Raw genomic sequence first — 21145 nt, 5'->3', positions numbered from 1 at the left:
ATACATTTATAAAAAAGGATCAAATCCATGGCCCTGCCCTTTGTGATTGAACCCACGCAACTGGCGGCACTGCTTGCGCAGCCCACCAGTAAATTGTTGGTGATTGATATGTGCGCTGAGCAGACTTATCTGCAAGGGCATATCGATGGCGCTGTGCATGTACCGCCGCAAAAAATTGTCTGTGGCACTGCACCAGTACCGGGCAAAATCGGCACCGCCGAGCAACTCAATCGCCTGTTTTCGTTTTTGGGTTTAACCCCCGAAACCCACGTTGTTGTGTATGACGACGAAGGCGGCGGCTGGGCCGGACGGATGATCTGGACGCTTGATGCCATCGGCCACAAAAACTATTCCTACCTGAATGGCGGCCTGCACGCTTGGCTGGCGTCCGGGCAATCACTTACCACGGAAATGCCCGTCGTCACCCCCAGCACCGTGAATGTGAAAATCGACCCACGTGTTGTGATTGAGCTGACCGATGTCCTGGGCGAAATGGATCGTGCGGACTTTGTGGTGTGGGACGCACGCAGCCCGGCAGAGTATTCAGGCGAGCGCATGACCGCGCAGAAAAATGGCCATATCCCCGGGGCGATTAACTGCGAGTGGACAAATTTGATGGATCGCAATAATGCGCTGCGCATCCGTACCGATGCGCGCGAATATTTGGCATCGCTTGGTTTAACAGCGGATAAACGAATTATCACCCATTGCCAAAGCCATCACCGCTCCGGCTTTACCTATTTGGTGGGCAAGGCGCTAGGGCTGAATATCCGCGCTTACCACGGCTCCTGGGCTGAGTGGGGCAACCACCCGACTACGCCGGCAGTGCAATCCCGAGCAGTTGCCGTTTAAAAAATCACCCGCCCCTTTTTAAGGGGCGGGTTAGCACCCTCCTCCCGAAACATCCCCCCCCCCCCTCTTAATGCTGTGCTACTTTTGTTTAAAGCGAAAACAATTCGTTCATCCTCAGTGATAGCGCGATGAGTTGTTAACGTAAACATAAGAAACGCTAATCAGCAGGATAGGGCCATGAAGTTTCTGAAACCCGCAAGTGCGCAATCCCCCGCCAAAAGCGCCGCAGGCAGCCCCTGGAAAGTCGCGATTATTGACGACGAGGAGCAGATTCACGCGGTCACCCAATTGGTGCTGAAAAATACCCGTATCGATGACCTGCCACTGCAGTTCCTCAACGCTTACAGCGCCGAAGAAGGCCTGCGTTTGTTTCAGGATCACCCGGACATCGCCCTGGCATTTATCGATGTAATTATGGAGAGCGACGATGCCGGTTTGCAGTTAATCCACAAAATTCGCAACGAGCTGGGCAACCACAGTACCCGCATCGTATTGCGCACCGGCCAGCCCGGCACCGCACCCGAAGAAACCGTGATCCGCACCTATGACATCAACGACTACAAAAGCAAAACCGAACTCACCGACACCAAATTAAAAACCTGCGTCTATTCCTCTATTCGCTCCTACCGCGACATCATCACCATCGAAACCAGCAAGCGCGGCATGCAAAAAGTTATCGCCGCGTCTGACTCAGTATTGCGCAGCCAAACGCTTTATCAATTTGGCAATGCGATTTTGAATCACACCATTCAATTGCTGAACATTAAAACGGCAGAGATGTATTTAGTCAGTCAGCATGTGGATTTATTTGGCGATGCCGAAATGATCCTGCTGGCCGCCACTGGTGATGAGGTGAAACTCGATACTCACTGGAGCGCGGACATCATGCCCGCCGATGTAAAAAAAATGATTGAGCAGACGCTGGCAGAAAAAAAATCCTACAGCGACGACACGCGGTTTATCGGCTACTACCACACCAATAGCAGTACCGAGAGCGTGCTCTACACACGTTTTCATGAAGCCCACGACGCCTTGCAAGATGAAATTCTCACGCTCTTTGCCGCCAACATCACTTTAATTTTTCAAAACCTGCACAACCGCGAACATATTCAGGAAACCCAAAAAGAATTGCTGCTGGTGCTGGGCGATGCGATAGAGCAACGCTCCAAAGAAACCGGCTCCCATGTACGTCGCGTGGCGCTGATGTGCGAACTGATTGCGCTGAAATTAGGCCAGAGCAGCGAGTACGCAGAAATGCTGAAATACGCTTCGCCGCTGCACGATATTGGCAAGATCGGCATTCCCGAAACCATTTTGCACAAACCGGGCAAGCTCGATGAAGCCGAGTGGGAAGTGATGAAAACTCACGCACAAATTGGTTATGAGCTGTTAAAAAATTCCACCCGCACTATTGCCAAAATGGGCGCACGTATTGCACTGAGCCATCACGAACACTGGGATGGCAATGGCTACCCCGGCGGTTTACAAGGTGAAGCGATTCCACTGGAGGGGCGCATTGTGGCGATTATTGATGTGATAGACGCCCTCGGCTCCGAGCGCGCTTACAAAAAGCCCTGGCAGGAAAACGACATCATTCAATACATTCGCGAGCGCCGCGGCAAACAATTTGATCCGGCCATTGTTGACGCCGCGCTGGAATTGTTTGAGCACTTCCGAGTGATTCGCCAGAACTTTCCCGATCACCTGCAACACTGAATGGCGCAAATTGACTATGGCTAGAAATCTCTACGAAACATTACTCGATGTATCCAAGTCATCAATGATTGATGCCGGTGATATGCAAAGTGCCGGATTATTAATTCTCACCGCCGCCATTCACGGGCTAGGTATTAATCGCGCAGGAATCTGGTTACTCACCGGCGACAAACAAGCTATTTGCGGCAAGATGTTAATTGACGGCGACGACTGCAAATTGGATACAGATTTGTGCCTTGCACGGTGCGACTTTCCCAATTATTTCGCCAGTTTGGACAGCGAGCGCGCCGTAGTCGCCAACGATGCGCAAAACGACCCCAGCACCTGCGAATTCCGCAGCAGCTATTTAATTCCCCACGGCATCACCTCCATGCTCGATGCGCCGATTCGCCATCGCGGCAATATGCTCGGCATTATTTGCTGTGAACATCAGGGTGAAGCGCGCCAGTGGACCAACGAAGAAATCGCCTTTGTCAGCGCCCTGGCCGATACCTATGGGCGCGCGGTAAGTGCGGCGCAGCGCAATGAATACGAACAAAAACTGCAGGAGATTAACGATCAACTCGAACAAAAAATTAATGAGCGCACCGAGGGCTTACAAACGGCGCTGCGCAATTTACATCACACCCAAGCCAAATTAATTGAAAGCGAAAAACTTGCCTCACTTGGGCGCATGGTATCCAGCCTCGCCCACGAAATTAATACGCCGCTGGGCATTGCGGTTACATCGTCCAGCCATTGCGCCAGTGAATTAAAACGCGTACAGCAGTTATATCGCGATGAGCAATTAAACGAAGCCGAGTTCGCCCAATTTTTACAAACTATCGACGACGGCCTGCAATTAATTAATCACAACCTCAGCCGCGCCGCCGGGCTGGTGCGCGACTTCAAATTATCCGGCGCCATTCACATCGCCGATGAGCGCGAAGAGTTTGACCTGCGCAGCTGTATTGAACTTTCACTCAAAGGTTTACAGCCGCTGCTGCGCAAAGAGCAGATTAGTTGCGAGCTGGCGCCGGGCGCTGCACTGCCACTCAACAGCTACCCCGGCGCTATCGCCCAAATTATTACCAACCTGATTACCAACTCCATTCACCACGCATTTGCCCACACCGAGCACAAACAGATTCGCATCGCGCTGGAACAATACGCAGACAAAGTAGCCATTCACTACCACGACAATGGCAGCGGCATTCCAAACGACATTCGCGATAAAATTTTTGAACCCTTTTTCACCACCGCACGCCGCACCGGCGGCTCAGGGTTGGGGCTGTCGATTGTGTACAACCTGATTACGCAGAAATTGGGTGGGGAAATTGTTATAGATGAGGATCAAAGCGAGGGGGCCAAGTTTAGTATTGAAATCCCCGCTGCAAGATAATTAATCTATTGTTTAACGAGCACATTATCATTTTCCACATAGACTTTTTCCCAAAGCTGGTTACGAAAACGATACTGGGGGTCAACTGCTTTTTTTAGTGCGAAAAATTCCTGCGAACGTGGATAGGCGGCCATAAACTGGGCAGGAGTTTCATAGACTTGATAAGGCAAGTAATAAGCACCACCTAGTTCAATCGCTGCATCATTCATTGCGCGCGTCCACAGCTCAACCACCTTCTGTGCTTCGCTACTAGTTTCCTGGCGATAATAAACTACAAAAGCAAATACTTCAGTTTTTGCCCAGGCTAATAATGTACCTGGGTCTTGATGAGCGTGACGCACGGAAACATTAATGATCGTCGCATCATAGGTCTGAAAAATAGCGCGCATTTTCGGCACAAATTCATCAAATTTTTCTACCGGGACAAAATATTCTCGCAATGCATAAGTAGTCGTTATACGGTTTGCTGGCTCCAATTCACGGACATCGTAACTTGCCTCATAATTACGCCAAACCACTGGGGATGATGTGTAGATGAAGGGATCAATGACATGCTCGCGCAACCAAAGCCCAATATCATAGTCGGCAATCCAATCAATCACCTTTGGCCCCCAATAATATTGGGTATCGCGCGGAATTAAACGTGCATCTTCGGTTAAGGGCAGCTGGGTGTTGTACCAAGTCACAGAGCGCAGTTTTTCGTAAGCAGGGGGGTAAATATCAGCATTGGTAAATACCGCACTGGTATCGTCGCGAATGTGTTCAAAAAAGAACTGCTTGTATTCGCTTACGGGCATAGACAGATCGCGGCGCGCCACTTTTTGATTTTCTTCTAGTTGCAAAGTTGCTTCGACAATGACGCCTATACCACCGTAACCGCCAATTGCCGCAAAGAACAACTCTGAATTTTCACTGGGGCTGGCAGTTTTCAATTCGCCATTGGCTAAAATCAATTTAATACTTTCAACCGATTTCACTAGCGGACCTTCCCCCACATAGCGCCCATGAACATTGACACTGAGTGAACCTCCAACCGTAAAGTTGGCGTAGGTTTGCATAATTTTGAGCGATAAATTGTACGGATCAATGTAGTCCTGAATATCGCGCCAGCGAATACCAGCCTGCACTGTGATTTGTTTTTTATTTTTATCGAATGCCAGCACTTGCTTAAATTGTCGCATATCAATATGCAGGCTATCGGGATATGCCACTTGCCCGCCCTGACTGTAGCGTCCACCACCGATAGACACTGGCCCTGATGTTTGGGTAATGGCTGTAATAATTTCCTCAGTGGTAGTGGGTGCAATTACCTGTGCTACCCGCACGGGGTTTAGCTGCGTTACGTTGTCGATCCAAAGATTGTCGTACTGCGAATTGTTTTGAGTCTCATCAGCAGAAAGCATCCACATTACGATGACAAGAACACAGCCTAAGAGCAGACAAACTAGCAACCATTTTGACAGGGGGCGTGCAAACATAGATTGCATGAATAATTCCTTGAATATTATGGGGCAAGTACCTTCGTGCAATGAAGCATGAGCGACGGCAATAAGCTTGGGAGTGTAGATGCCAAAGTCATAACAGAACAAGCGCTCAGGAATCTACCACCAAGAGCCGTAACGCTGGCATCTCCCCCCCCATACGCCTACAATTCCCCCCTTTGCCCAACACTGGTCGCATGCACCCCGAGCACTATGAGTTCATCGCTATTACCGGAACGCCCCCTGCTGATTTCCCCGTCCCTGGCCGCCACTATCGGGCTGGAGGAGGCGTGTATGTTGTCGATTCTGGGCGATATGGCGACCTACTTGCCGCTGCACCCGGCCAATAATCGCCAGTGGCTGGATATAGACGAAAGTTGGGTGAGTCGACTCATGCCCTTCTGGACTGACTTTGATGTACAGCGCATCAGCCGCAGCTTGAAAGACAAAGGCATTATCCTGCTCGCCTCCGCGCCCTATGTGGACAGCCGCCGCCTGACGCTGGCGTTTGATGATGCTGGCACCGCGCCTTTCACCCAACCCGCGCCCGCTATCGCCCCGATTGCAGCCATGGCCCCGGTGATCAATAGCGGTGCGACGCTGATATCGCCCAACTGGCAACCGGATCAGGAATTGCTGCGTCAAATTGCCCAGTACAATATCCCGCTCGATTTTGTGCGATTGCAGGTGCCCGAGTTTGTGACCTACTGGCGCGAGCGCGGTGAGACCAATCACTCTTGGGGCGCCAAGTTTTTAAAAGATTTGCTGCACAAATGGCGCAATTACGAGACCCAAATCGCCCGCCAGCAGCGGGAAGAACAGGAGCGCAACAGTCGCGACCGCGATACCGAGTTCCTCCAGCGCGATCTGGAAACCGCTATGCACAGCCAATGGCGCCCGAGTAAGGATGCGCTGGAAGTGCTGGTCAAACACGCCAACATCAGCCTCGCGTTTGTGGAGGATTCCATCCCCGAGTTTGTGGTTTATTGGCAGGAGCGCGGCGATGTAGGGCGCACCTGGAACAGCAAGTTTATCCAGCATGTGAAACGCCAGTGGCAGCGCTACCACTCGGCGCTGGAACACGATACCGAACCCAAGCGTATTCCCGAGAACTGGAACCCCAGTAAAGATGTCTATGACGTGTTAAAACTGGCCAATATCGATTTGAAATTTGCGCAGCAGCAGGTGGCAGAGTTTGTTTTATTTTGGCGCGACAGCAATCAGGTCTACGCCAGCTGGAACACCAAATTTTTGCAACACGTGAAATACCACTGGGCCAAACAACACGCCCTGGCAACCGTTAATTCGCAGCAGGTTAATCCAAATGCAGGACAGCAATTCGCTAATCAACCAGGTCGCACACGAGATAGCAGCCTCGCACAACAGCTCAACGACCGCAGCTGGGCAAGCTGACCGGCGCAGTGAGCAGGCGACACCGACGGATGCGCATATCGATGCGATCAATCAGGTATTTGCCCTGTTTCGCATCAACTATCACAACCAGTATTACGCGGCCTTTAAAGACAATGAACTGCTCAATCAGGCGCGCCGCCTGTGGCTTAATTCACTCGCGCAGTTTGCGCCGGAAACTATTTTGCGCGGCGCACGCCGGGTGATTGAGGAGTCGGAATACCTGCCCACCCTCAACCGCATGATTCGCGCCTGCCAGGGCGACCCGGAAAAGTTTGGCCTGCTCGACGCCCATGCCGCCTATGTGGAAGCTTGCCGCGCGCCCAGCCCGAAAGCCGCGCACAACTGGAGCCACGCGGCGGTGTATCACGCCGGTTGCGCTAGCGATTGGTATTTTTTGATGACCAATGCCGAGAAAGTCGCGTTCCCGATTTTTGAACGCCACTATTTAAAATTGTGTGAGCGCGTGATGAATGGCGCCGAGCTGCCTGCACCCAATGTGCAGCTGCTGCCTGAAACCATAGAGACGCCACTCAGCAAAGAGGAAAACCTCAAGCGCATGGAAGACCTGCGCAAACAGCTCGACTTATAACCCTCTTTTTCTGTTCACTTTTGGTAGCCCCCGCTATGAATAAACATGCTTCACAATGGTTGCTAGGTTTTGCGTTTGCAGCCTTTCCACTGATCACCCTATTCCTGGTTTTGGTACTGGCCAGTGTTTCACCGCAACAATTTTTTACAGCAATGGATGACGATGAGCTAACCAGCAATACTCTGTTACCCGACTTTGCCGCCATTGAACAAACACCTGAGCGCAAAGCCCAGTTTTTAGACATGCTGCGCCCGTTGATCGATGAAAAAAATGCCAAATTATTAAAATCGCGCGAGCGTTTACTAAAAATCAAAAATGAATGGGATACAAAACAAACGGTCACTGGTGTAAATAAACGCAACCTGGAAAAGCTGCGTGAGAAATTCCACGTGACCTACAAAACCTACCCGGAAGATGCGCGCGCCATAGAAATTCTGCTGTTGCGCGTGGACGTGATTCCACCGGCCATGGTGCTGGCACAAGCGGCGGTGGAGTCCGGCTGGGGCACCTCACGGTTTGCCGAGGAAGCACACAATTTGTTTGGTCACTGGTGCTACACCCCGGGCTGCGGCTTGGTGCCAAGCCGTCGCGCCGCCAACGCCAAACACGAAGTTAAGAAATTTAACAATGTTGAAGAGTCGCTTACGGCATACTTCAACAACATTAATACCCACAACGCCTATCGCCCATGGCGTCAGCTGCGCGCACAGTTGCGCCACGACGAAGCGCAGTTTACCGGCAGCACCATGGTGGCGGAGCTGGGCAAATATTCCAGCCGTGGCCCGGCTTATATTCACGAATTGCGCACCGTAATACGCGCCAACAACCTGGAATAAAGACGATACCCAAATAACAAACACCAACTTTCACCCAGCAAGGATTACTTATGTGCAAACGATTGGTTACTTCACTCTGCGCCCTGGCACTGGCCAGCAGTGCCGGCGCGTATGCCCAAGGGCAAACACCGGATGGATTGCCCCTGGCCTACCATCTCTCCGGTCAGGCGACCTACACCAAAATCAAAGCCTCGGGTGAAAGCTTTTCACCCAGCCTGTTTCAATTTCGCGCCGATGTTGAAGTCACCAACGGCATGCTCGATGGTATTGGTTTACAAGGTATGTTTGGCGTGCCAATGAGCAATGATGAAAAAAATGACATGACGCTGGATATTAAACAGCAGAGCGCCGCTTACATCACCCTGAGCAACCCCGACTACGAGCCTGGTGATTTACGTGTAGTAATTCTGTTGGGTTATGCCGCTACCGAATTGGAAACACACTTGCCGAGCCTTGGCGATAAACAACAAGATACTTTCAGCGGTTTTAGCTACGGTTTTTCGCTGCAGGATCGCGTAGTGGAAGGCAAAAATTATTATTGGGCGCTCGATTGCGCCCGCTACTTTAAAGACGACAACCTGAGCATTGATGGCTGCGGCCTGGGAGTTTCCTATGCGTTCTAAAGGATTACATTATTCATGTGCACTGCTATTAAGTGTGGGTGCGCTGGGCATAAGCGGCTGTGGCGGCGGTGATGGCGACAGCGCACGTATCGCCCAAACCGTGGATGCCAGTAAAAATGGTGTTACCAGTATCGAATTGGAAGACAACGACGGTTACGCGCATTTCAAAGGCACGCTGCAATTAAACCTGATTGGTCGCAATAGTGAAAACGTCGCCACCAACCTCAACACCCAAGCGACCTGGAAACTCAGCGACAAAACCTTGGGTAGTATCAAAAATGGTTTGTTTACTGCCTCGGGTAAATCCGGTGAGCTGATTGCAACGGTGGAATATGCGGGGCTGAGCAAGACCCAAAATATTATTGTCTCCGACGCCAACCTGGTGAGCATTAGCGTTACTCCCGCCAGCAGCTCTGTCGATGAATGTAAAAATGCCAGCTTCACCGCCAGTGCATTATTTGATAATGGTTTAACACTGGAATATCCATTGACCTGGGCAGTCACCGAGGGCGGCACTCTCGCACAGTTTAGCGATACCACCAAAGGTGAGCTAAGCACTAAAAATAGTGGCGCGGTGAGCATTGTGGCACGCGGTGAAAATAACAACGGGGAACTCATCAGCTCCACACCGCTCAGTTTTCCCATCAACGATACCTTAGTGAGTTTGGCGCTGGTATCTGACAAAGAACTGGAAATGCGTGAAGGCGAATCCGCCACTGTCACCATCACTGGCACTTACACTAATAACAGCACTGCCGTTATTACCAGTAACAGTACGTTGGCCGCCGATCCAAGTGCGTCATTGACCATTGATGGCGCAAAAATTACTGCCAAAAACGGTAGCTATGCCGGAACAGACCTCACCCTCACGGGCGCTTGCGGCGGTGAAAGGGATGAACTGGCGCTGGTCATTCTGAAAAAACAACTCAAGTCAGTTGAGATCAAAAACAGCAATGGTGGCACCGAAAATCTCTCCGTCACTGAAGGCAGCAATCTGGAATTGAATATCACCGCCACCTTTGCCGATGACACCACCGATAGCAATTATGATTACAACTTGACTTGGTCGATTGTGGATTCCAAATCCGATGATTATGAAGATGACCTGATCACGCTGGATCAAACCGGAAAATTATCGGTAAGCTCTGAATTGGATCTTGCCCTTAATCAACAACTCAACCTGGTAGTCCGTGCGGAAGTTCGCGATGAGGATGACCGAATTGCAACCAATGCCCAAGGCCAGCAATTGGTGGATGAAATTAATATTGTTGTGCGACCATAATTGGTTGCACTCACCCAGCCCAATAAAAAAACGCGCCAAAAACGGCGCGTTTTTTATTGGATATTGCGCTGCATTAGGCTTGGCTAAGGCAGTGTGATATCAAAAGGCACAAATAATTCTTCGCTCTCACTGGTGTATTCAATTTCAAAACGCGCAGGCAGCTCACTAATATCCAACGTGAGCTGTGGATCGCCAAATATAGAAGAATATTGCGCGGGTTGACTGATAAGCGCATTGGCATGATTGAACGCTTTTAACCCTATCACCTCTTCGTAACTGCCCTGCACCGCAAAAACCAAACGCCCGCTTTTCCATTCAATTAATTCCACGCTGGATTTAGGGCCACTCCAAATCGGTCCCAACACAAAAGGCAGAGTTGCCGTTTGTAAGCGTTTGGGTTGATAAAAACGCAGCTCACCCTGTACCTGACGAATATTGTCGACGTGTACGTCGGCCGCCTTGAGCGAAAAATCAGACCTCAACCAAGGTGTTTTTTCATCCGGCTGGTACACACCATTACTGGTTATGCCGCCCTGCCGCTCAAAATATAAAGGCACTGATTTATTTACCGGGAAAATTTTTCCATCGGCATCGGCCAACTGTTTGATAAATAATTGCGCCACACCGATTTGCCCATACAGTGGCAATGCAAGGTCCGTGTAAGCCGCACCTTCAACCGATAAACCAAAACTGTTACTGCTGCGCACATCGTTAATGGCCAACTCCACCGGCGCAGCTGTGGCACGCGCTTTCGGTGGATAAAAAGGGAACTCATCAATTTGTGGCGCCTGTGCCAACAGCAATTGCTCAAAACCTTTATCGCCAAAGGGCGGCGGAAATTCCTTGTCCATAAAAAATGCTTTAGCGGGCGGTGTTAGTTGGTTTAATTCAAATTCATAACGCTGGTTTTCTATGGCGCTGGCAACAATCACCTCCGCCTTGGCAACGGTGCCTTTGAAATCCAGACTGGCGGATTTACCCGACCCAAAAAATATACCGCTACGCATCCCACTGCTTGATGAGAGCGGTTTGTTTGCCGCGTTTAATGCATTCACTTGTAACAACTGTTGGGTGTTGCCGCTGGTTTCAAAACTGAGTGCACTGGCGCCCGCTGTTTTGAATCGAACACGAGTGCCGTACAAATCGATCGACTTTCCGGCTAGCGGCGCATCAATAATTTTTGTCTCTACCGCTATGGGTAAGTGGTAATCGATATAACCTTTAATGCGTGCCACTTGCGCAAAGTTCACCCCCGCGGCTAATTCAATTATTTTCTCGCCAATTAATGCACGGCCCGGCACCAATTTGCCATCTTCAAACCGGCTCGTGGCGTAACTATTAGTAATTGCCTCAGGGGCACGCTGATCGGTTTCTCCACAACCCGGTGCGGACAATAAAGAATTGCCCTGTTGATCCACCACATCCGTAATCACCAGAAATGCAGGACTGCTTTCATTGCCAAGGTTGGGCAAGTCATAAGCCTTTACACCCAACTTAATCTGTATGCGCTGATTTTTTAGTGCCAGGGATTCAACACCCAACCCAAAGGGGCCAGTTGTGGTTTTATATATTCCATCCATGAAATCATCTTTTGGCACAAACGATGTGAGCTGTTCGCGGCGCGCGGGAGCAAACGCCGCCGGATTTTCATCAATCACATCCTGCTGTGCAACCGTAGGCTGATCCATCCCGACGGAAAAACTAAAGAGTGAGCGAAACCAGATAGCGACTTCATCTTTTATATGTTGATCAAAACGAATTGATGCCTGCAATTGTTTAGTACTGCGGTTCAATTGCAAACGATCATAAATGGCGACAACCTCCGGCCAATCCTGTGCGATTTTTTTGCGTGTTTCATCAAGCCGGGTTTGTAACGCGGTATGAGTGTTATTAATAAACTCAGCGTCGCCACTGATTAAGCTTAGGCTTAGCGTCATACCTTGGGCCACAACATCAGGTTCGACATCAACATACACTTCGCTCACTGCTTCCATTTCAGCAGCCAGTTTTCCCAAGCTGTATTGCACCATACCCGACTTATCAGTCTGCCAACGCGCAGGAGAAAAAATAACAAGGGAGAATAATTTTCCACCCAAGGAGTTTTGCCATTGCGCAAGATCCACCGCCGCCCCTGCGGCATTTTTTAAGCGCAGTGCAATACGTTTTACCGCCTCTGGCGAACCGATTAATAACTGACCTTGAATAAACTGCGCAAGCATGGGCTCACCTTTAGCACAGGTGGTTTTATCCAGTGGCGCAAACCAAATGCCATCAGCATCTTGTTTGTCTATGCCGTATTGCTCATCGAGCCAGTGGGATATTTTGTTCGGTGAAAAATTACCGCGCGCGATAACGGCAACTTCCATCTTATCCGCAACAAAAGCAGCCGCATAAAGTTGCGTGGCCTGTTGTTGGATATGAATGCCCGAACGCTCCATGCTGCTCCACATATCGGCATCCACGCCGGGAAGGTTTTGCAATTGTCCTGCCTCCGCCAGTGAAGGATCGAGTGTGCGCATCAGTTCAATATCTACACGCGCAAGGGCGAGCAATTGCGGGTCGGCCAGTGCCGCCAGCAAGGTTTTTTCTTCTTTACTGACGGCGGAAAATAACCAGCGATTTAAATAACCCTGCTGCCAAACAATCGCCGCGCTGACCACTACAACCAACAAACAGGCCACAAGGCCGATTATCAATTTACGAAATTTTAGTTTAGGCAGTGTGGCTGAAACGGCTGACTGAGTTGCAGCTGGATGATCAGAGGAATCCGAATGGGCAACACTGGATTCTGAGTCGGTAGTGTTGGAAATTGATGGCGATTCAGTAGCCGGAGGGGGTGGCTCAACCGCAGTTTCGTCGACGATTGTTAACACCGCCCCCGCAGTGGCAAATGCATTTTGCCATTGGGTTGCGCGTGTCAGATTATCAACCCGTTTAATAACACGCTCTGTGCCGCTAAATAATAATTGCTCAATACGCGCTGGTGGTTGTTTTAACAGCAGTGCCAGTTTTGCGATAACATCCGCGCGAACAGCACCCTCGGCTAATTCGCCACGAAAGACTAATTTGTACATATCAGATCCTTAATAATTCACACACTTTGAAGTTATTGTTATATTTTTTTGGCGAGCGTTAATCGCGATAAGTCCAATTGCCCTGCTTGTCGGTTACCAACCATTGCTGGGTGTACCAGTAAAACCGCCCTTTTTCGCCCGTGTACGCCGTGCAGTTATAGCGGGTGCGCCCCGAAGGTAAAGGTTTGTTCGGTTGCACCCACACTTTGTTGTCGATCACCTCAGTAACAATTGCCCCCTGGCCGGAGGCAAAACAATTTATTTTTTTCAGCAGACTGGCATCGGCCAGCGTTAACACCAACCAAGGTTTTTCACCTTGGCGCACAATTAAATTGTCAGCTTTCTTTTTGTTATCTGCATAAAATTCCACCTGGGAAACAGGCATAGGCTTGGCATTCACCTTGAGAATAAAATCATCCAAATCACTAAAGCTGCCGCCAAACGGAAACCGCGGCACCGCCTGTAAATCGCCCTCACTATACAGCGCACCTGACTGCTGCCCAAACGCGATATAGCCTAATTTTTTCGCGATGCGCTGTACCTCGGTATCGTATTCACCAAAGGGGTAAGCCAGAATCATCGGCGCCGAGCCAATTTCCGTTTTTATTGTTTGCTGGGCATTATTAATTTCTTGTGTGATACGTTCACGCCATTGTGCAGCGGACTCACCACTTTCACGTCGGGGTAAATGTGTATGGCTGCTACTGTGGTTGGCGATAGTCGCACCCGCCTGTGCCATTTCGCGCAATTGGTCCCAGGTTACAAATACCTTACCTGTGCCCACCGCATCGGTGTTGACAAAAAAAGTAAACGGCCAGCCGCGTTTTTGTAAGCGAGGAAAAGCCGACTCATAAACTGATACATAGGAGTCATCAAAACTGATCGCCACCGTTTTATCGGGTAGCGGTTCGCCTTTGCGCAGTTTTTCGGTCAGCTCTAACAGCGGCACTACCGCAAAATTATTTTTCTCCAAATAATCCATCTGCGCTTCAAAGGCCGCGGGGCTAATGCTGGTGGACTTGGGTGTTTTATCGCTGATGTGGTGATACAGAAGCACCACGGCTGCTGATGCCGGTAACGCCAGTGAAGTCATTGCAGCCAGGAAGAATATACGAATTAAATAAGCCATTGTTTAAACCGGATTAGTCCTCTTGTACAAAACGCAAACCAACCCCGGCGGGTTCTACGCGCACCACCTCCATTTCCAATACCGGTGCATCATCCATCAAGCCCTGCACCTGACCGGTGAGGCGCGTGCCAATCGGCGGAATCTGCTCGGGCTCCAACACTAAAAAAACGCCACCATCCGAAATGTCGCGGGTTTTTACCTGTAGCTCGCCAATCGATTCATGTTGAATTTTAATGCGACAGCTAAACGCAGTGCGCACGTATCGACGTTGATCTTTATCGCTCATAACTATTCCTGCATTATTGTTTTACCGTTTTTTCCAGACAAAAATAAAGGCGGAATACCGCCTTTATTTGCTCACTTTATTTATCTGTCACTTCGGCCTTATCCACTTTTTGGAAACCGCGCGGCAACTTATTACCACGACGTCCCCGCTCACCTTTGTAATGCTCAAGGTCAGCCGCTTTCAAGGTGATAAAACGTTTACCCGAATGCAGCGTTAACAATTGCCCCGGATGAATGACTGCCAGCGCCACCACAAATTCTTCGCGGCTTTGCACTTTTGCCGAGGGAATATTCATGATTTTATTGCCCTTGCCTTTGGCGAGTTCCGGCAATTCGGTCACCGGGAATACCAACAGACGGCCATCATTGCTTACCGCCGCCAACTGCACCTGTTCGGGTGAATTAATTAATTGCGGTGGTAAAACTTGTGCGCCTTCCGGCAAGGTCAGCAGTGCTTTACCTGCTTTATTTTTACTGGTGAGATCTTCCAATTTGGCAACGAAACCATAACCAGCATCCGATGCAATCAGCACACGCTGACTGTCGGCGCCCATTAAAGCCCCCTCAAAAGTCGCCCCACTGGGTGGGCTGATGCGACCGCTCAGTGGTTCGCCCTGACCGCGCGCGGAAGGCAAATTGTGCGCGGGCACCGAATAACTGCGACCAGTAGAATCAATTAAAATCACCTGCTGGTTACTCTTACCCTGTACCGCAAATTTAAAACTGTCGCCCGCTTTATAACTCAAACCAGTTGGATCTATATCGTGGCCCTTGGCAGCACGAATCCAACCTTTATCCGAAATCACTACAGTAACAGGGTCGACACTGAGCAATTCGGTTTCGCTCAAGGCTTGCGCTTCGGCGCGCGCTACAATCGGTGAGCGACGTTCATCGCCAAACGCCTCGGCAATTTGCAGCAGTTCTTTGCGCACCAGATTTTTTAATTTCACGGCAGATTCAAGAATTTTTTGCAGACCATCACGTTCTTTTTCCAGCGCGGTTTTTTCTTCCAGAATTTTCATTTCTTCCAAACGCGCCAATTGGCGCAATTTGGTTTCCAGAATATATTCCGCTTGCATTTCAATTAAATTGAAACGCTCCATCAATACCGGCTTGGGGTTGTCCTCTTCGCGAATAATACGAATCACTTCATCGACATTGAGAAACACCACCATCAAGGCGGCCAAACGCAGCAAGCGCTCTTCCACTTTCTCCAAGCGATATTGCAAACGGCGGCGAGTCGTAACCGTTCTGAAACTGAGCCATTCACTCAAAATTTTGGTAAGCGATTTCACCGCCGGGCGGCCATCGATACCAATCATGTTCATATTGACGCGATAGGTGCGTTCAAGCTCAGTGGTGGCAAATAAATGCTGCATCACCTGCTCCAGATCAACACGATTGGAGCGCGGAATAATCACTAAGCGGGTGGGATTTTCATGGTCGGATTCATCGCGTAAATCGGCGACCATGGGCAACTTTTTCGCCTGCATTTGCGCAGCGATTTGCTCCAGGATTTTTGCCCCACTCACCTGGTGTGGCAGCGCAGTGATAATGATATCGCCCGACTCTTCATCTTTTTGCCAGACCGCGCGCATGCGCACACTGCCGCGCCCGGTTTCGTACATTTTGATCAGCTCTTCGCGCGGAGAAATAATTTCCGCTTCGGTGGGCATATCGGGGCCGAGAATGTGCTGGCACAAATCGTTGACCGTCGCCTGTGGATTGTCGAGCAAGTGCACACAGGCATTAACCACTTCGCGCAAATTGTGCGGCGGAATATCCGTCGCCATACCCACCGCAATACCGGTAGTGCCGTTCAATAACACATTGGGCACGCGCGCGGGTAATACGATAGGTTCTTCAAGTGTTCCGTCAAAGTTGGGCTGCCAATCCACCGTGCCCTGCCCCAACTCTTCCAGCAAGACTTCGCTGTATTTGGTGAGGCGCGATTCGGTATAACGCATCGCGGCGAAAGATTTGGGGTCGTCAGGTGAACCCCAGTTGCCCTGACCATCCACCAGCGTATAGCGATAGGAAAATGGCTGCGCCATTAATACCATCGCTTCATAGGATGCTGAATCACCGTGCGGGTGGAATTTACCGATCACATCACCCACGGTGCGCGCGGACTTTTTATATTTGGCGCTGGCTTTTAAACCCAGTTCACTCATCGCATACACAATGCGGCGCTGTACCGGTTTAAGACCGTCGCCAATATGTGGCAGAGCGCGGTCGAGAATTACATACATGGAATAATCGAGATAGGCTTTCTCGGTGTAATCTTTCAGCGCGATGCGTTCATCGGCTTCGGGCAATACAATTTCGTCAGTCATTGAAGATCCTGAAAATACAAAATTCAGTGAAAATACGTTCGCTAAAAATTAGCGCTTTTTGGCCGCAAGCGGGATCGAGCCTTTTTCATTTACCCGCAGCGCGGGCAGCCAGGCGCTAAAATCCAGCTTGGCGGAAAAATTATAATCAACATTCTCTTTCATGCCATTGCGACCAAAGTGCTCAATCAAACGCACCAGCTGCAATACATTGGCTGTCACCACAACTTTTATTGGTGTTTCCTGATAGGCGGTGAGGGTTGGCAACTCGTTGCTCACACCACTCAATACGTCAAAATTTTCGATGCCCACGGTATAGGACATACCGCGCAGTGATAAGTCGCGGTCATTGGGGTTAGTCACTAACAAATTCACTTCTATCGGCTGCAACAAACCTTGCGCGGGCAGCAACTGCAAGCCGGCCACCTTGACTGTCGGCTGCTCCAATTTGGGCTTGATGGCGGCACAACTTGCCAATAACAAACATAAAGCGATAAAAAAAATATTTACTAGCGACTTGGCCCGCAGTACACCAAGGTTGGGGGATGAAATCATTGCACGCTCCGTTTAGCTACCTAAGGTTTAACTGAACTATCTTTACGTTATCTTTAACTGAATTATCTTCAACCGAATACCGCTTGAGTGGGTAAACAGAAAAACAAAAATGTGAAAGACCGCACTCGGCGATTAACAACGCTGTGGTCTAATCCACGCGCTTTTTACAGTCTATTTGTCTTTGGCTTTGTCACAGCGGATAGTTACACTAGGTGTTTTTACAACCTTGTCAGGATACTGGAGTGCTTGTTTCACTCTGCCCGACCACGATGGTCAGCCTATTCGTCAATAACGTATAACTGACTTTATCTTATGCAGCAGCCACCACACAAACGTTTGATTGATCCAGACGAGTTATTCGCCAGCCGCGAAATTCGTTTTCAGGATCGACGCGAGTCGCAGTATCCGCTGCTGATGCGACTCTGCGCGGATTTTAATTTTTCGGTACTGCAACTACAGCGCAAACTATTTAGCCACTTGAGTCGCAAAACAGTGCCGGGCGCACTGGAATTTGTTTTGGCGACCCGCGATGAGTCAACCAATTTTTGGTATAGCCTCAGCCCCGGTGTTGCCGATTTAAAAGCGCTGAACGATTACGCTAAACACTACGAGGTAGATATTTTGCACCTGCAATTGTTTGGCGAAGAGACCGACCAGAATCAAGTAGGGGATGCTTATTATTAAGCGCACCGGTCAGCGGTAACGCTTAGTCACTCATTTCCTGTTCAAACTCTTCCAGCAAGTCCAGCGGCTCCAGTTCCTCGCCTTCCAGCTCATCGTTCCAGTTGATGCCCACCAGCAATACATCTTCATGCATACCGGGCAGCCAATCCTCCAGGAACTCTTCCAGGTCCACAGCAACCGGCTGGTAATCTTTCCAATCGTCCTGGCAGTGGGCGCGGGCAAAACTCTCCTGCGACCAGAAGGGCATCACATCTACGTCTTCATGTGCTTCCGAGCCACTGAGCGCCCAGCCTTCTGGCCCTTGCAGCCCCCAGACACAGCCCAGCTCCATGGCTTCCACGATAAAACGATCCAGGTTTTCAGCGGGATCATCACTCAGGGGTTCGATGGTGCTTTCAATAGAGGGAATGTCATTCATCACTAAATACCTTTGGAGTTTATAAACTGAGCCGCGCACCGTTCGCTTTTAACCAGGCGCGATCGGCCGCAAAAGATGGACAAACACTGGCAACCAGAGCCCAAAAATCGCGGCTGTGGTTTTGGTGGCGCAGATGACAGACTTCGTGTGCGACAAGATAATCGACTATGTGTTCGGGTGCCAGCAGTATATTCCAGTTGTATTGGATGGCGCCGCGACTGGTGCAGTGGCCCCATTTTGAGCGTGTCGCCTTCACCGTCACCGCGCTGCACACCAGCCCCATTTGCCCCGTTAATTGCGCCGTTTTTGCGGTGAGAATGTGCAGCGCTTGCTGTTGATACCAGCGCATTAACAACTGCTGGATTTGCTGGGCATCTGGCAGGCGCGAACGGGTTGATAAAAGTACATGCAAGTGCTGATCGACACGGCGGATAGCCGCAGTGGCACCGCGCCCAAGCACCAGCGTCAAACGCTCATCCATAAACACCACTTCGGTACCTTGGGTGTAGACCGGTGCAACTGGCGGCGCAACGGACTCTAACCGCTGGGTCTGTTCAGCGATTTTTTGCTGCACCCAGCGCGCTTTCTGCTGCAAAAAATCGAGCAATAGTGCTTCAGGCACAGCTACCGGTGCGCGAATCACCACCTCCGCGCGGCGGATTTCAATGCTGATACTGCGCCGCTTCGCCGAGCGCGCAATACTAAAGTCAAAGCCCGGGTTCCAGTTGGAATCAACGCCCGCCTTGGATTTTTTGAGATCGGCAAACAGCGACATAAGGTTACATCAACCGTAGTTTTTATCGGCGACAAAGGGATTGCTCAGTCGCTCATGACCAAAAGTGGACATGGGGCCGTGGCCCGGAATAAAACGCACCGCGTCACCCAAGGGCAATACGCGGGTGCGAATGGCACTGATCAAATCGGCGTGATTACCGCGCGGGAAATCGGTGCGACCGATGGAGCCTTTAAATAACACATCACCCACCAGCGCCAATTGGGCCGCGCGATTATAAAAAATCACGTGGCCGGGAGTGTGGCCGGGGCAGTGCAATACCTCCAGCTCGGCATTGCCGACCCTTACTTTATCGCCGTGATTCAGCAGTTGATTCGGGGTAAAGCCCGCCACCGGTTTGAAACCCATCATTTGCGCCTGCTGGGGCAATAGATCAATCCAAAACAGATCATCCGCGTGCGGGCCAATAACGGGCAGTTGCAATTCTGCGATCAACGCGGCGGTGCCACCAATATGATCCATATGACCGTGGGTGAGTAGAATCTGGCGCAGGTTTACGCCCTTTTCGGCTACGACAGCGAGGATGCGCTCAATATCGCCGCCAGGATCGACCACGGCGGCATCGAGCGTTTCATCACACCACAGCAGGGTGCAATTTTGTTGATAGTGAGTGACGGGAATAATCTGGAATTGCAGCACGGAACACCTCGTAAACACAGAGGCCGCCACCATACCACAGCGGCGCATGCGAGATATCCCCTCTACCCTCGCAATAGTCGCCGCCTCCAGTTGAGTTTGTTAAACTGCGCCGGCACTGATTACCACCCCAAGTGAATTACACTAGCCCCAGCCCTTTACCCTCTGAAACGGTCGACAAGACCTGCGCAGGAACAATAACAACACATGAATCCAAAACTGTTTATCGGCCTTCAATATCTGGTTCCCCAACACGCCCTGTCGCGCGCGGCCGGTTGGCTGGCCAATAATGAAACACCCTTTATTAAAAACACCTTTATCAAATGGTTTGTAAAACGCTACAACGTGGATATGAGCCTCGCGGCGCAAGAAAACCCTCTGGAGTACAAACACTTCAATGATTTTTTCACCCGTGCCCTAAAACCTGATGCGCGCCCCATCGATGCCAGCAGCAATGGCATTGTCTGCCCCGCCGATGGCGCCATTAGTCAATTGGGTAAAATCGTGAATGGCCGTATTTTCCAAGCCAAAGGCCAGGACTACAGCACCGTGGAATTACTCGGCGGCGACGAACAACTCGCCGCCGAATTTAACGAGGGTGAATTTGCCACTGTGTATTTATCGCCACGGGATTACCACCGCGTACACATGCCCTACGGCGGCAAACTGCGCAGCATGATCAGTGTTCCGGGCGAATTATTTTCGGTGAATACCGTCACCGCCGAAAACGTGCCGCGCCTGTTCTCGCGCAATGAACGGACAGTGGCAATTTTTGATACCGATATAGGCCCCATGGCCGTCGTGCTAGTCGGCGCCATGATTGTGGCTGGCATAGAAACCGTATGGGACGGCGCTGTCGCCCCCTTCGCCAGCCGCGAAATCGCCACCTCCCTCTACCCCTACCAAAATATCCAGCTGGAAAAAGGCGCCGAAATGGGCCGCTTTAAACTCGGCTCCACCGCCGTCATTCTCTTCGCCAAAGACAAAATGCAGTGGGATGCAAAGTACCAAGCGGGCACACCGACCAAAATGGGTGAGTTGATGGGGGTTAAAAACACCTGATTA

At 50.5% G+C, this 21145-nt stretch carries 19 protein-coding genes; 10 read left to right on the top strand and 9 right to left on the bottom strand.

Translation table 11 applies throughout. The features are described from left to right. Window positions 1-27: 27 nt before the first annotated feature. From O59_RS16415 to O59_RS16405, 3 genes are all read left to right on the top strand, one after another. Complete coding sequence (locus O59_RS16415; protein ID WP_007644622.1) at window positions 28-852, top strand: sulfurtransferase; 825 nt, start codon at window positions 28-30, stop codon at window positions 850-852. Between the two features lie 177 nt (window positions 853-1029). Next, entirely contained in the window at window positions 1030-2568 is a 1539-nt protein-coding gene (locus O59_RS16410) for a response regulator (RefSeq protein WP_007644621.1), read from the top strand. Window positions 2569-2584: 16 nt separating this feature from the next. Further along, a complete protein-coding gene (locus tag O59_RS16405; RefSeq protein ID WP_007644620.1) occupies window positions 2585-3949 on the top strand; it encodes a GAF domain-containing sensor histidine kinase in 1365 nt (454 codons plus the stop codon). A 5-nt stretch (window positions 3950-3954) separates the two neighbouring features. Here the strand turns inward: O59_RS16405 and O59_RS16400 are convergent, their stop codons facing one another. Beyond that, window positions 3955-5436, bottom strand: coding sequence for an FAD-binding oxidoreductase (locus O59_RS16400; RefSeq protein ID WP_157152614.1), 1482 nt, complete (start codon window positions 5434-5436; stop codon window positions 3955-3957). Between the two features lie 207 nt (window positions 5437-5643). Between O59_RS16400 and O59_RS16395 the strand changes: the two genes are divergently transcribed. Genes O59_RS16395 through O59_RS16375 form a run of 5 tightly spaced genes read left to right on the top strand, consistent with a single transcriptional unit; the run spans window position 5644 to window position 10173 of the window. Beyond that, window positions 5644-6843: a DnaT-like ssDNA-binding domain-containing protein gene (locus O59_RS16395; RefSeq protein WP_007644618.1), complete on the top strand. Its 1200-nt coding sequence runs from the start codon at window positions 5644-5646 to the stop codon at window positions 6841-6843. Then, the gene (locus O59_RS16390; protein WP_050977096.1) at window positions 6755-7432 is read left to right on the top strand and encodes a replication protein P; all 678 of its coding nucleotides are present in this window, start codon (window positions 6755-6757) and stop codon (window positions 7430-7432) included. The genes O59_RS16395 and O59_RS16390 overlap by 89 nt, the downstream gene beginning before the upstream one ends. A gap of 35 nt (window positions 7433-7467) precedes the next feature. Next, window positions 7468-8268: a glucosaminidase domain-containing protein gene (locus tag O59_RS16385; protein WP_007644615.1), complete on the top strand. Its 801-nt coding sequence runs from the start codon at window positions 7468-7470 to the stop codon at window positions 8266-8268. Between the two features lie 50 nt (window positions 8269-8318). Continuing rightward, window positions 8319-8891: an outer membrane beta-barrel protein gene (locus tag O59_RS16380; RefSeq protein WP_007644613.1), complete on the top strand. Its 573-nt coding sequence runs from the start codon at window positions 8319-8321 to the stop codon at window positions 8889-8891. Continuing rightward, window positions 8881-10173: a hypothetical protein gene (locus O59_RS16375; RefSeq protein ID WP_040393202.1), complete on the top strand. Its 1293-nt coding sequence runs from the start codon at window positions 8881-8883 to the stop codon at window positions 10171-10173. Before O59_RS16380 ends, O59_RS16375 begins: the two co-directional genes overlap by 11 nt. A gap of 83 nt (window positions 10174-10256) precedes the next feature. Here the strand turns inward: O59_RS16375 and O59_RS16370 are convergent, their stop codons facing one another. The 5 genes from O59_RS16370 to O59_RS16350 all read right to left on the bottom strand — a co-directional run bounded on the left by O59_RS16370 (window position 10257) and on the right by O59_RS16350 (window position 17549). Then, window positions 10257-13247 carry a hypothetical protein gene (locus O59_RS16370; RefSeq protein ID WP_007644608.1) on the bottom strand — a complete coding sequence of 997 codons (2991 nt, stop codon included), beginning with the start codon at window positions 13245-13247 and terminating at the stop codon, window positions 10257-10259. Window positions 13248-13305: 58 nt separating this feature from the next. After that, window positions 13306-14376: a polysaccharide deacetylase family protein gene (locus tag O59_RS16365; protein WP_007644602.1), complete on the bottom strand. Its 1071-nt coding sequence runs from the start codon at window positions 14374-14376 to the stop codon at window positions 13306-13308. 13 nt (window positions 14377-14389) lie between these two features. After that, the gene (locus O59_RS16360; protein WP_007644601.1) at window positions 14390-14662 is read right to left on the bottom strand and encodes a PilZ domain-containing protein; all 273 of its coding nucleotides are present in this window, start codon (window positions 14660-14662) and stop codon (window positions 14390-14392) included. 76 nt (window positions 14663-14738) lie between these two features. Continuing rightward, window positions 14739-16997 carry a DNA topoisomerase IV subunit A gene (gene parC / locus O59_RS16355; RefSeq protein ID WP_007644600.1) on the bottom strand — a complete coding sequence of 753 codons (2259 nt, stop codon included), beginning with the start codon at window positions 16995-16997 and terminating at the stop codon, window positions 14739-14741. A 48-nt stretch (window positions 16998-17045) separates the two neighbouring features. Then, window positions 17046-17549 (bottom strand): LEA type 2 family protein, encoded by a 504-nt coding sequence (locus O59_RS16350; protein ID WP_007644599.1) that lies wholly within the window; start codon window positions 17547-17549, stop codon window positions 17046-17048. A 312-nt stretch (window positions 17550-17861) separates the two neighbouring features. Here O59_RS16350 and O59_RS16345 point away from each other — a divergent pair, with 312 nt between their 5' ends. Further along, entirely contained in the window at window positions 17862-18233 is a 372-nt protein-coding gene (locus tag O59_RS16345; RefSeq protein ID WP_007644597.1) for a hypothetical protein, read from the top strand. Between the two features lie 22 nt (window positions 18234-18255). On the opposite strand, the gene O59_RS16340 is transcribed toward O59_RS16345, so the two are convergent. From O59_RS16340 to O59_RS16330, 3 genes are read right to left on the bottom strand one after another with little or no spacing between them, the layout of a single operon-like run. Beyond that, window positions 18256-18651, bottom strand: coding sequence for a DUF2750 domain-containing protein (locus O59_RS16340; protein ID WP_007644596.1), 396 nt, complete (start codon window positions 18649-18651; stop codon window positions 18256-18258). Window positions 18652-18670: 19 nt separating this feature from the next. Next, window positions 18671-19426: a M48 family metallopeptidase gene (locus O59_RS16335; RefSeq protein ID WP_007644595.1), complete on the bottom strand. Its 756-nt coding sequence runs from the start codon at window positions 19424-19426 to the stop codon at window positions 18671-18673. 9 nt (window positions 19427-19435) lie between these two features. Then, window positions 19436-20083 carry an MBL fold metallo-hydrolase gene (locus O59_RS16330; protein WP_007644594.1) on the bottom strand — a complete coding sequence of 216 codons (648 nt, stop codon included), beginning with the start codon at window positions 20081-20083 and terminating at the stop codon, window positions 19436-19438. A gap of 204 nt (window positions 20084-20287) precedes the next feature. Here O59_RS16330 and asd point away from each other — a divergent pair, with 204 nt between their 5' ends. Continuing rightward, window positions 20288-21142 (top strand): archaetidylserine decarboxylase, encoded by an 855-nt coding sequence (gene asd / locus O59_RS16325; protein ID WP_007644593.1) that lies wholly within the window; start codon window positions 20288-20290, stop codon window positions 21140-21142. The last annotated feature ends 3 nt before the right edge of the window (window positions 21143-21145 follow it).

The sequence above is a fragment of the Cellvibrio sp. BR genome (assembly GCF_000263355.1).
Lineage (GTDB): Bacteria > Pseudomonadota > Gammaproteobacteria > Pseudomonadales > Cellvibrionaceae > Cellvibrio.
Note: the sequence above shows the minus strand (reverse complement) of the source record. Positions and strands in the feature narration are given on the sequence as shown.

Bases quoted from the DNA above. Each gene is read 5' to 3' on its own strand.
- O59_RS16335 (WP_007644595.1), bottom strand. From the start codon at position 19,426: ATGTCGCTGTTTGCCGATCTCAAAAAATCCAAGGCGGGCGTTGATTCC.
- O59_RS16400 (WP_157152614.1), bottom strand. From the start codon at position 5,436: ATGCAATCTATGTTTGCACGCCCCCTGTCAAAATGGTTGCTAGTTTGT.
- O59_RS16365 (WP_007644602.1), bottom strand. From the start codon at position 14,376: ATGGCTTATTTAATTCGTATATTCTTCCTGGCTGCAATGACTTCACTG.
- asd (WP_007644593.1), top strand. From the start codon at position 20,288: ATGAATCCAAAACTGTTTATCGGCCTTCAATATCTGGTTCCCCAACAC.
- parC (WP_007644600.1), bottom strand. From the start codon at position 16,997: ATGACTGACGAAATTGTATTGCCCGAAGCCGATGAACGCATCGCGCTG.
- O59_RS16390 (WP_050977096.1), top strand. From the start codon at position 6,755: ATGCAGGACAGCAATTCGCTAATCAACCAGGTCGCACACGAGATAGCA.
- O59_RS16350 (WP_007644599.1), bottom strand. From the start codon at position 17,549: ATGATTTCATCCCCCAACCTTGGTGTACTGCGGGCCAAGTCGCTAGTA.
- O59_RS16415 (WP_007644622.1), top strand. From the start codon at position 28: ATGGCCCTGCCCTTTGTGATTGAACCCACGCAACTGGCGGCACTGCTT.
- O59_RS16405 (WP_007644620.1), top strand. From the start codon at position 2,585: ATGGCTAGAAATCTCTACGAAACATTACTCGATGTATCCAAGTCATCA.
- O59_RS16380 (WP_007644613.1), top strand. From the start codon at position 8,319: ATGTGCAAACGATTGGTTACTTCACTCTGCGCCCTGGCACTGGCCAGC.
- O59_RS16370 (WP_007644608.1), bottom strand. From the start codon at position 13,247: ATGTACAAATTAGTCTTTCGTGGCGAATTAGCCGAGGGTGCTGTTCGC.
- O59_RS16385 (WP_007644615.1), top strand. From the start codon at position 7,468: ATGAATAAACATGCTTCACAATGGTTGCTAGGTTTTGCGTTTGCAGCC.
- O59_RS16410 (WP_007644621.1), top strand. From the start codon at position 1,030: ATGAAGTTTCTGAAACCCGCAAGTGCGCAATCCCCCGCCAAAAGCGCC.
- O59_RS16360 (WP_007644601.1), bottom strand. From the start codon at position 14,662: ATGAGCGATAAAGATCAACGTCGATACGTGCGCACTGCGTTTAGCTGT.
- O59_RS16340 (WP_007644596.1), bottom strand. From the start codon at position 18,651: ATGAATGACATTCCCTCTATTGAAAGCACCATCGAACCCCTGAGTGAT.
- O59_RS16395 (WP_007644618.1), top strand. From the start codon at position 5,644: ATGAGTTCATCGCTATTACCGGAACGCCCCCTGCTGATTTCCCCGTCC.
- O59_RS16375 (WP_040393202.1), top strand. From the start codon at position 8,881: ATGCGTTCTAAAGGATTACATTATTCATGTGCACTGCTATTAAGTGTG.
- O59_RS16345 (WP_007644597.1), top strand. From the start codon at position 17,862: ATGCAGCAGCCACCACACAAACGTTTGATTGATCCAGACGAGTTATTC.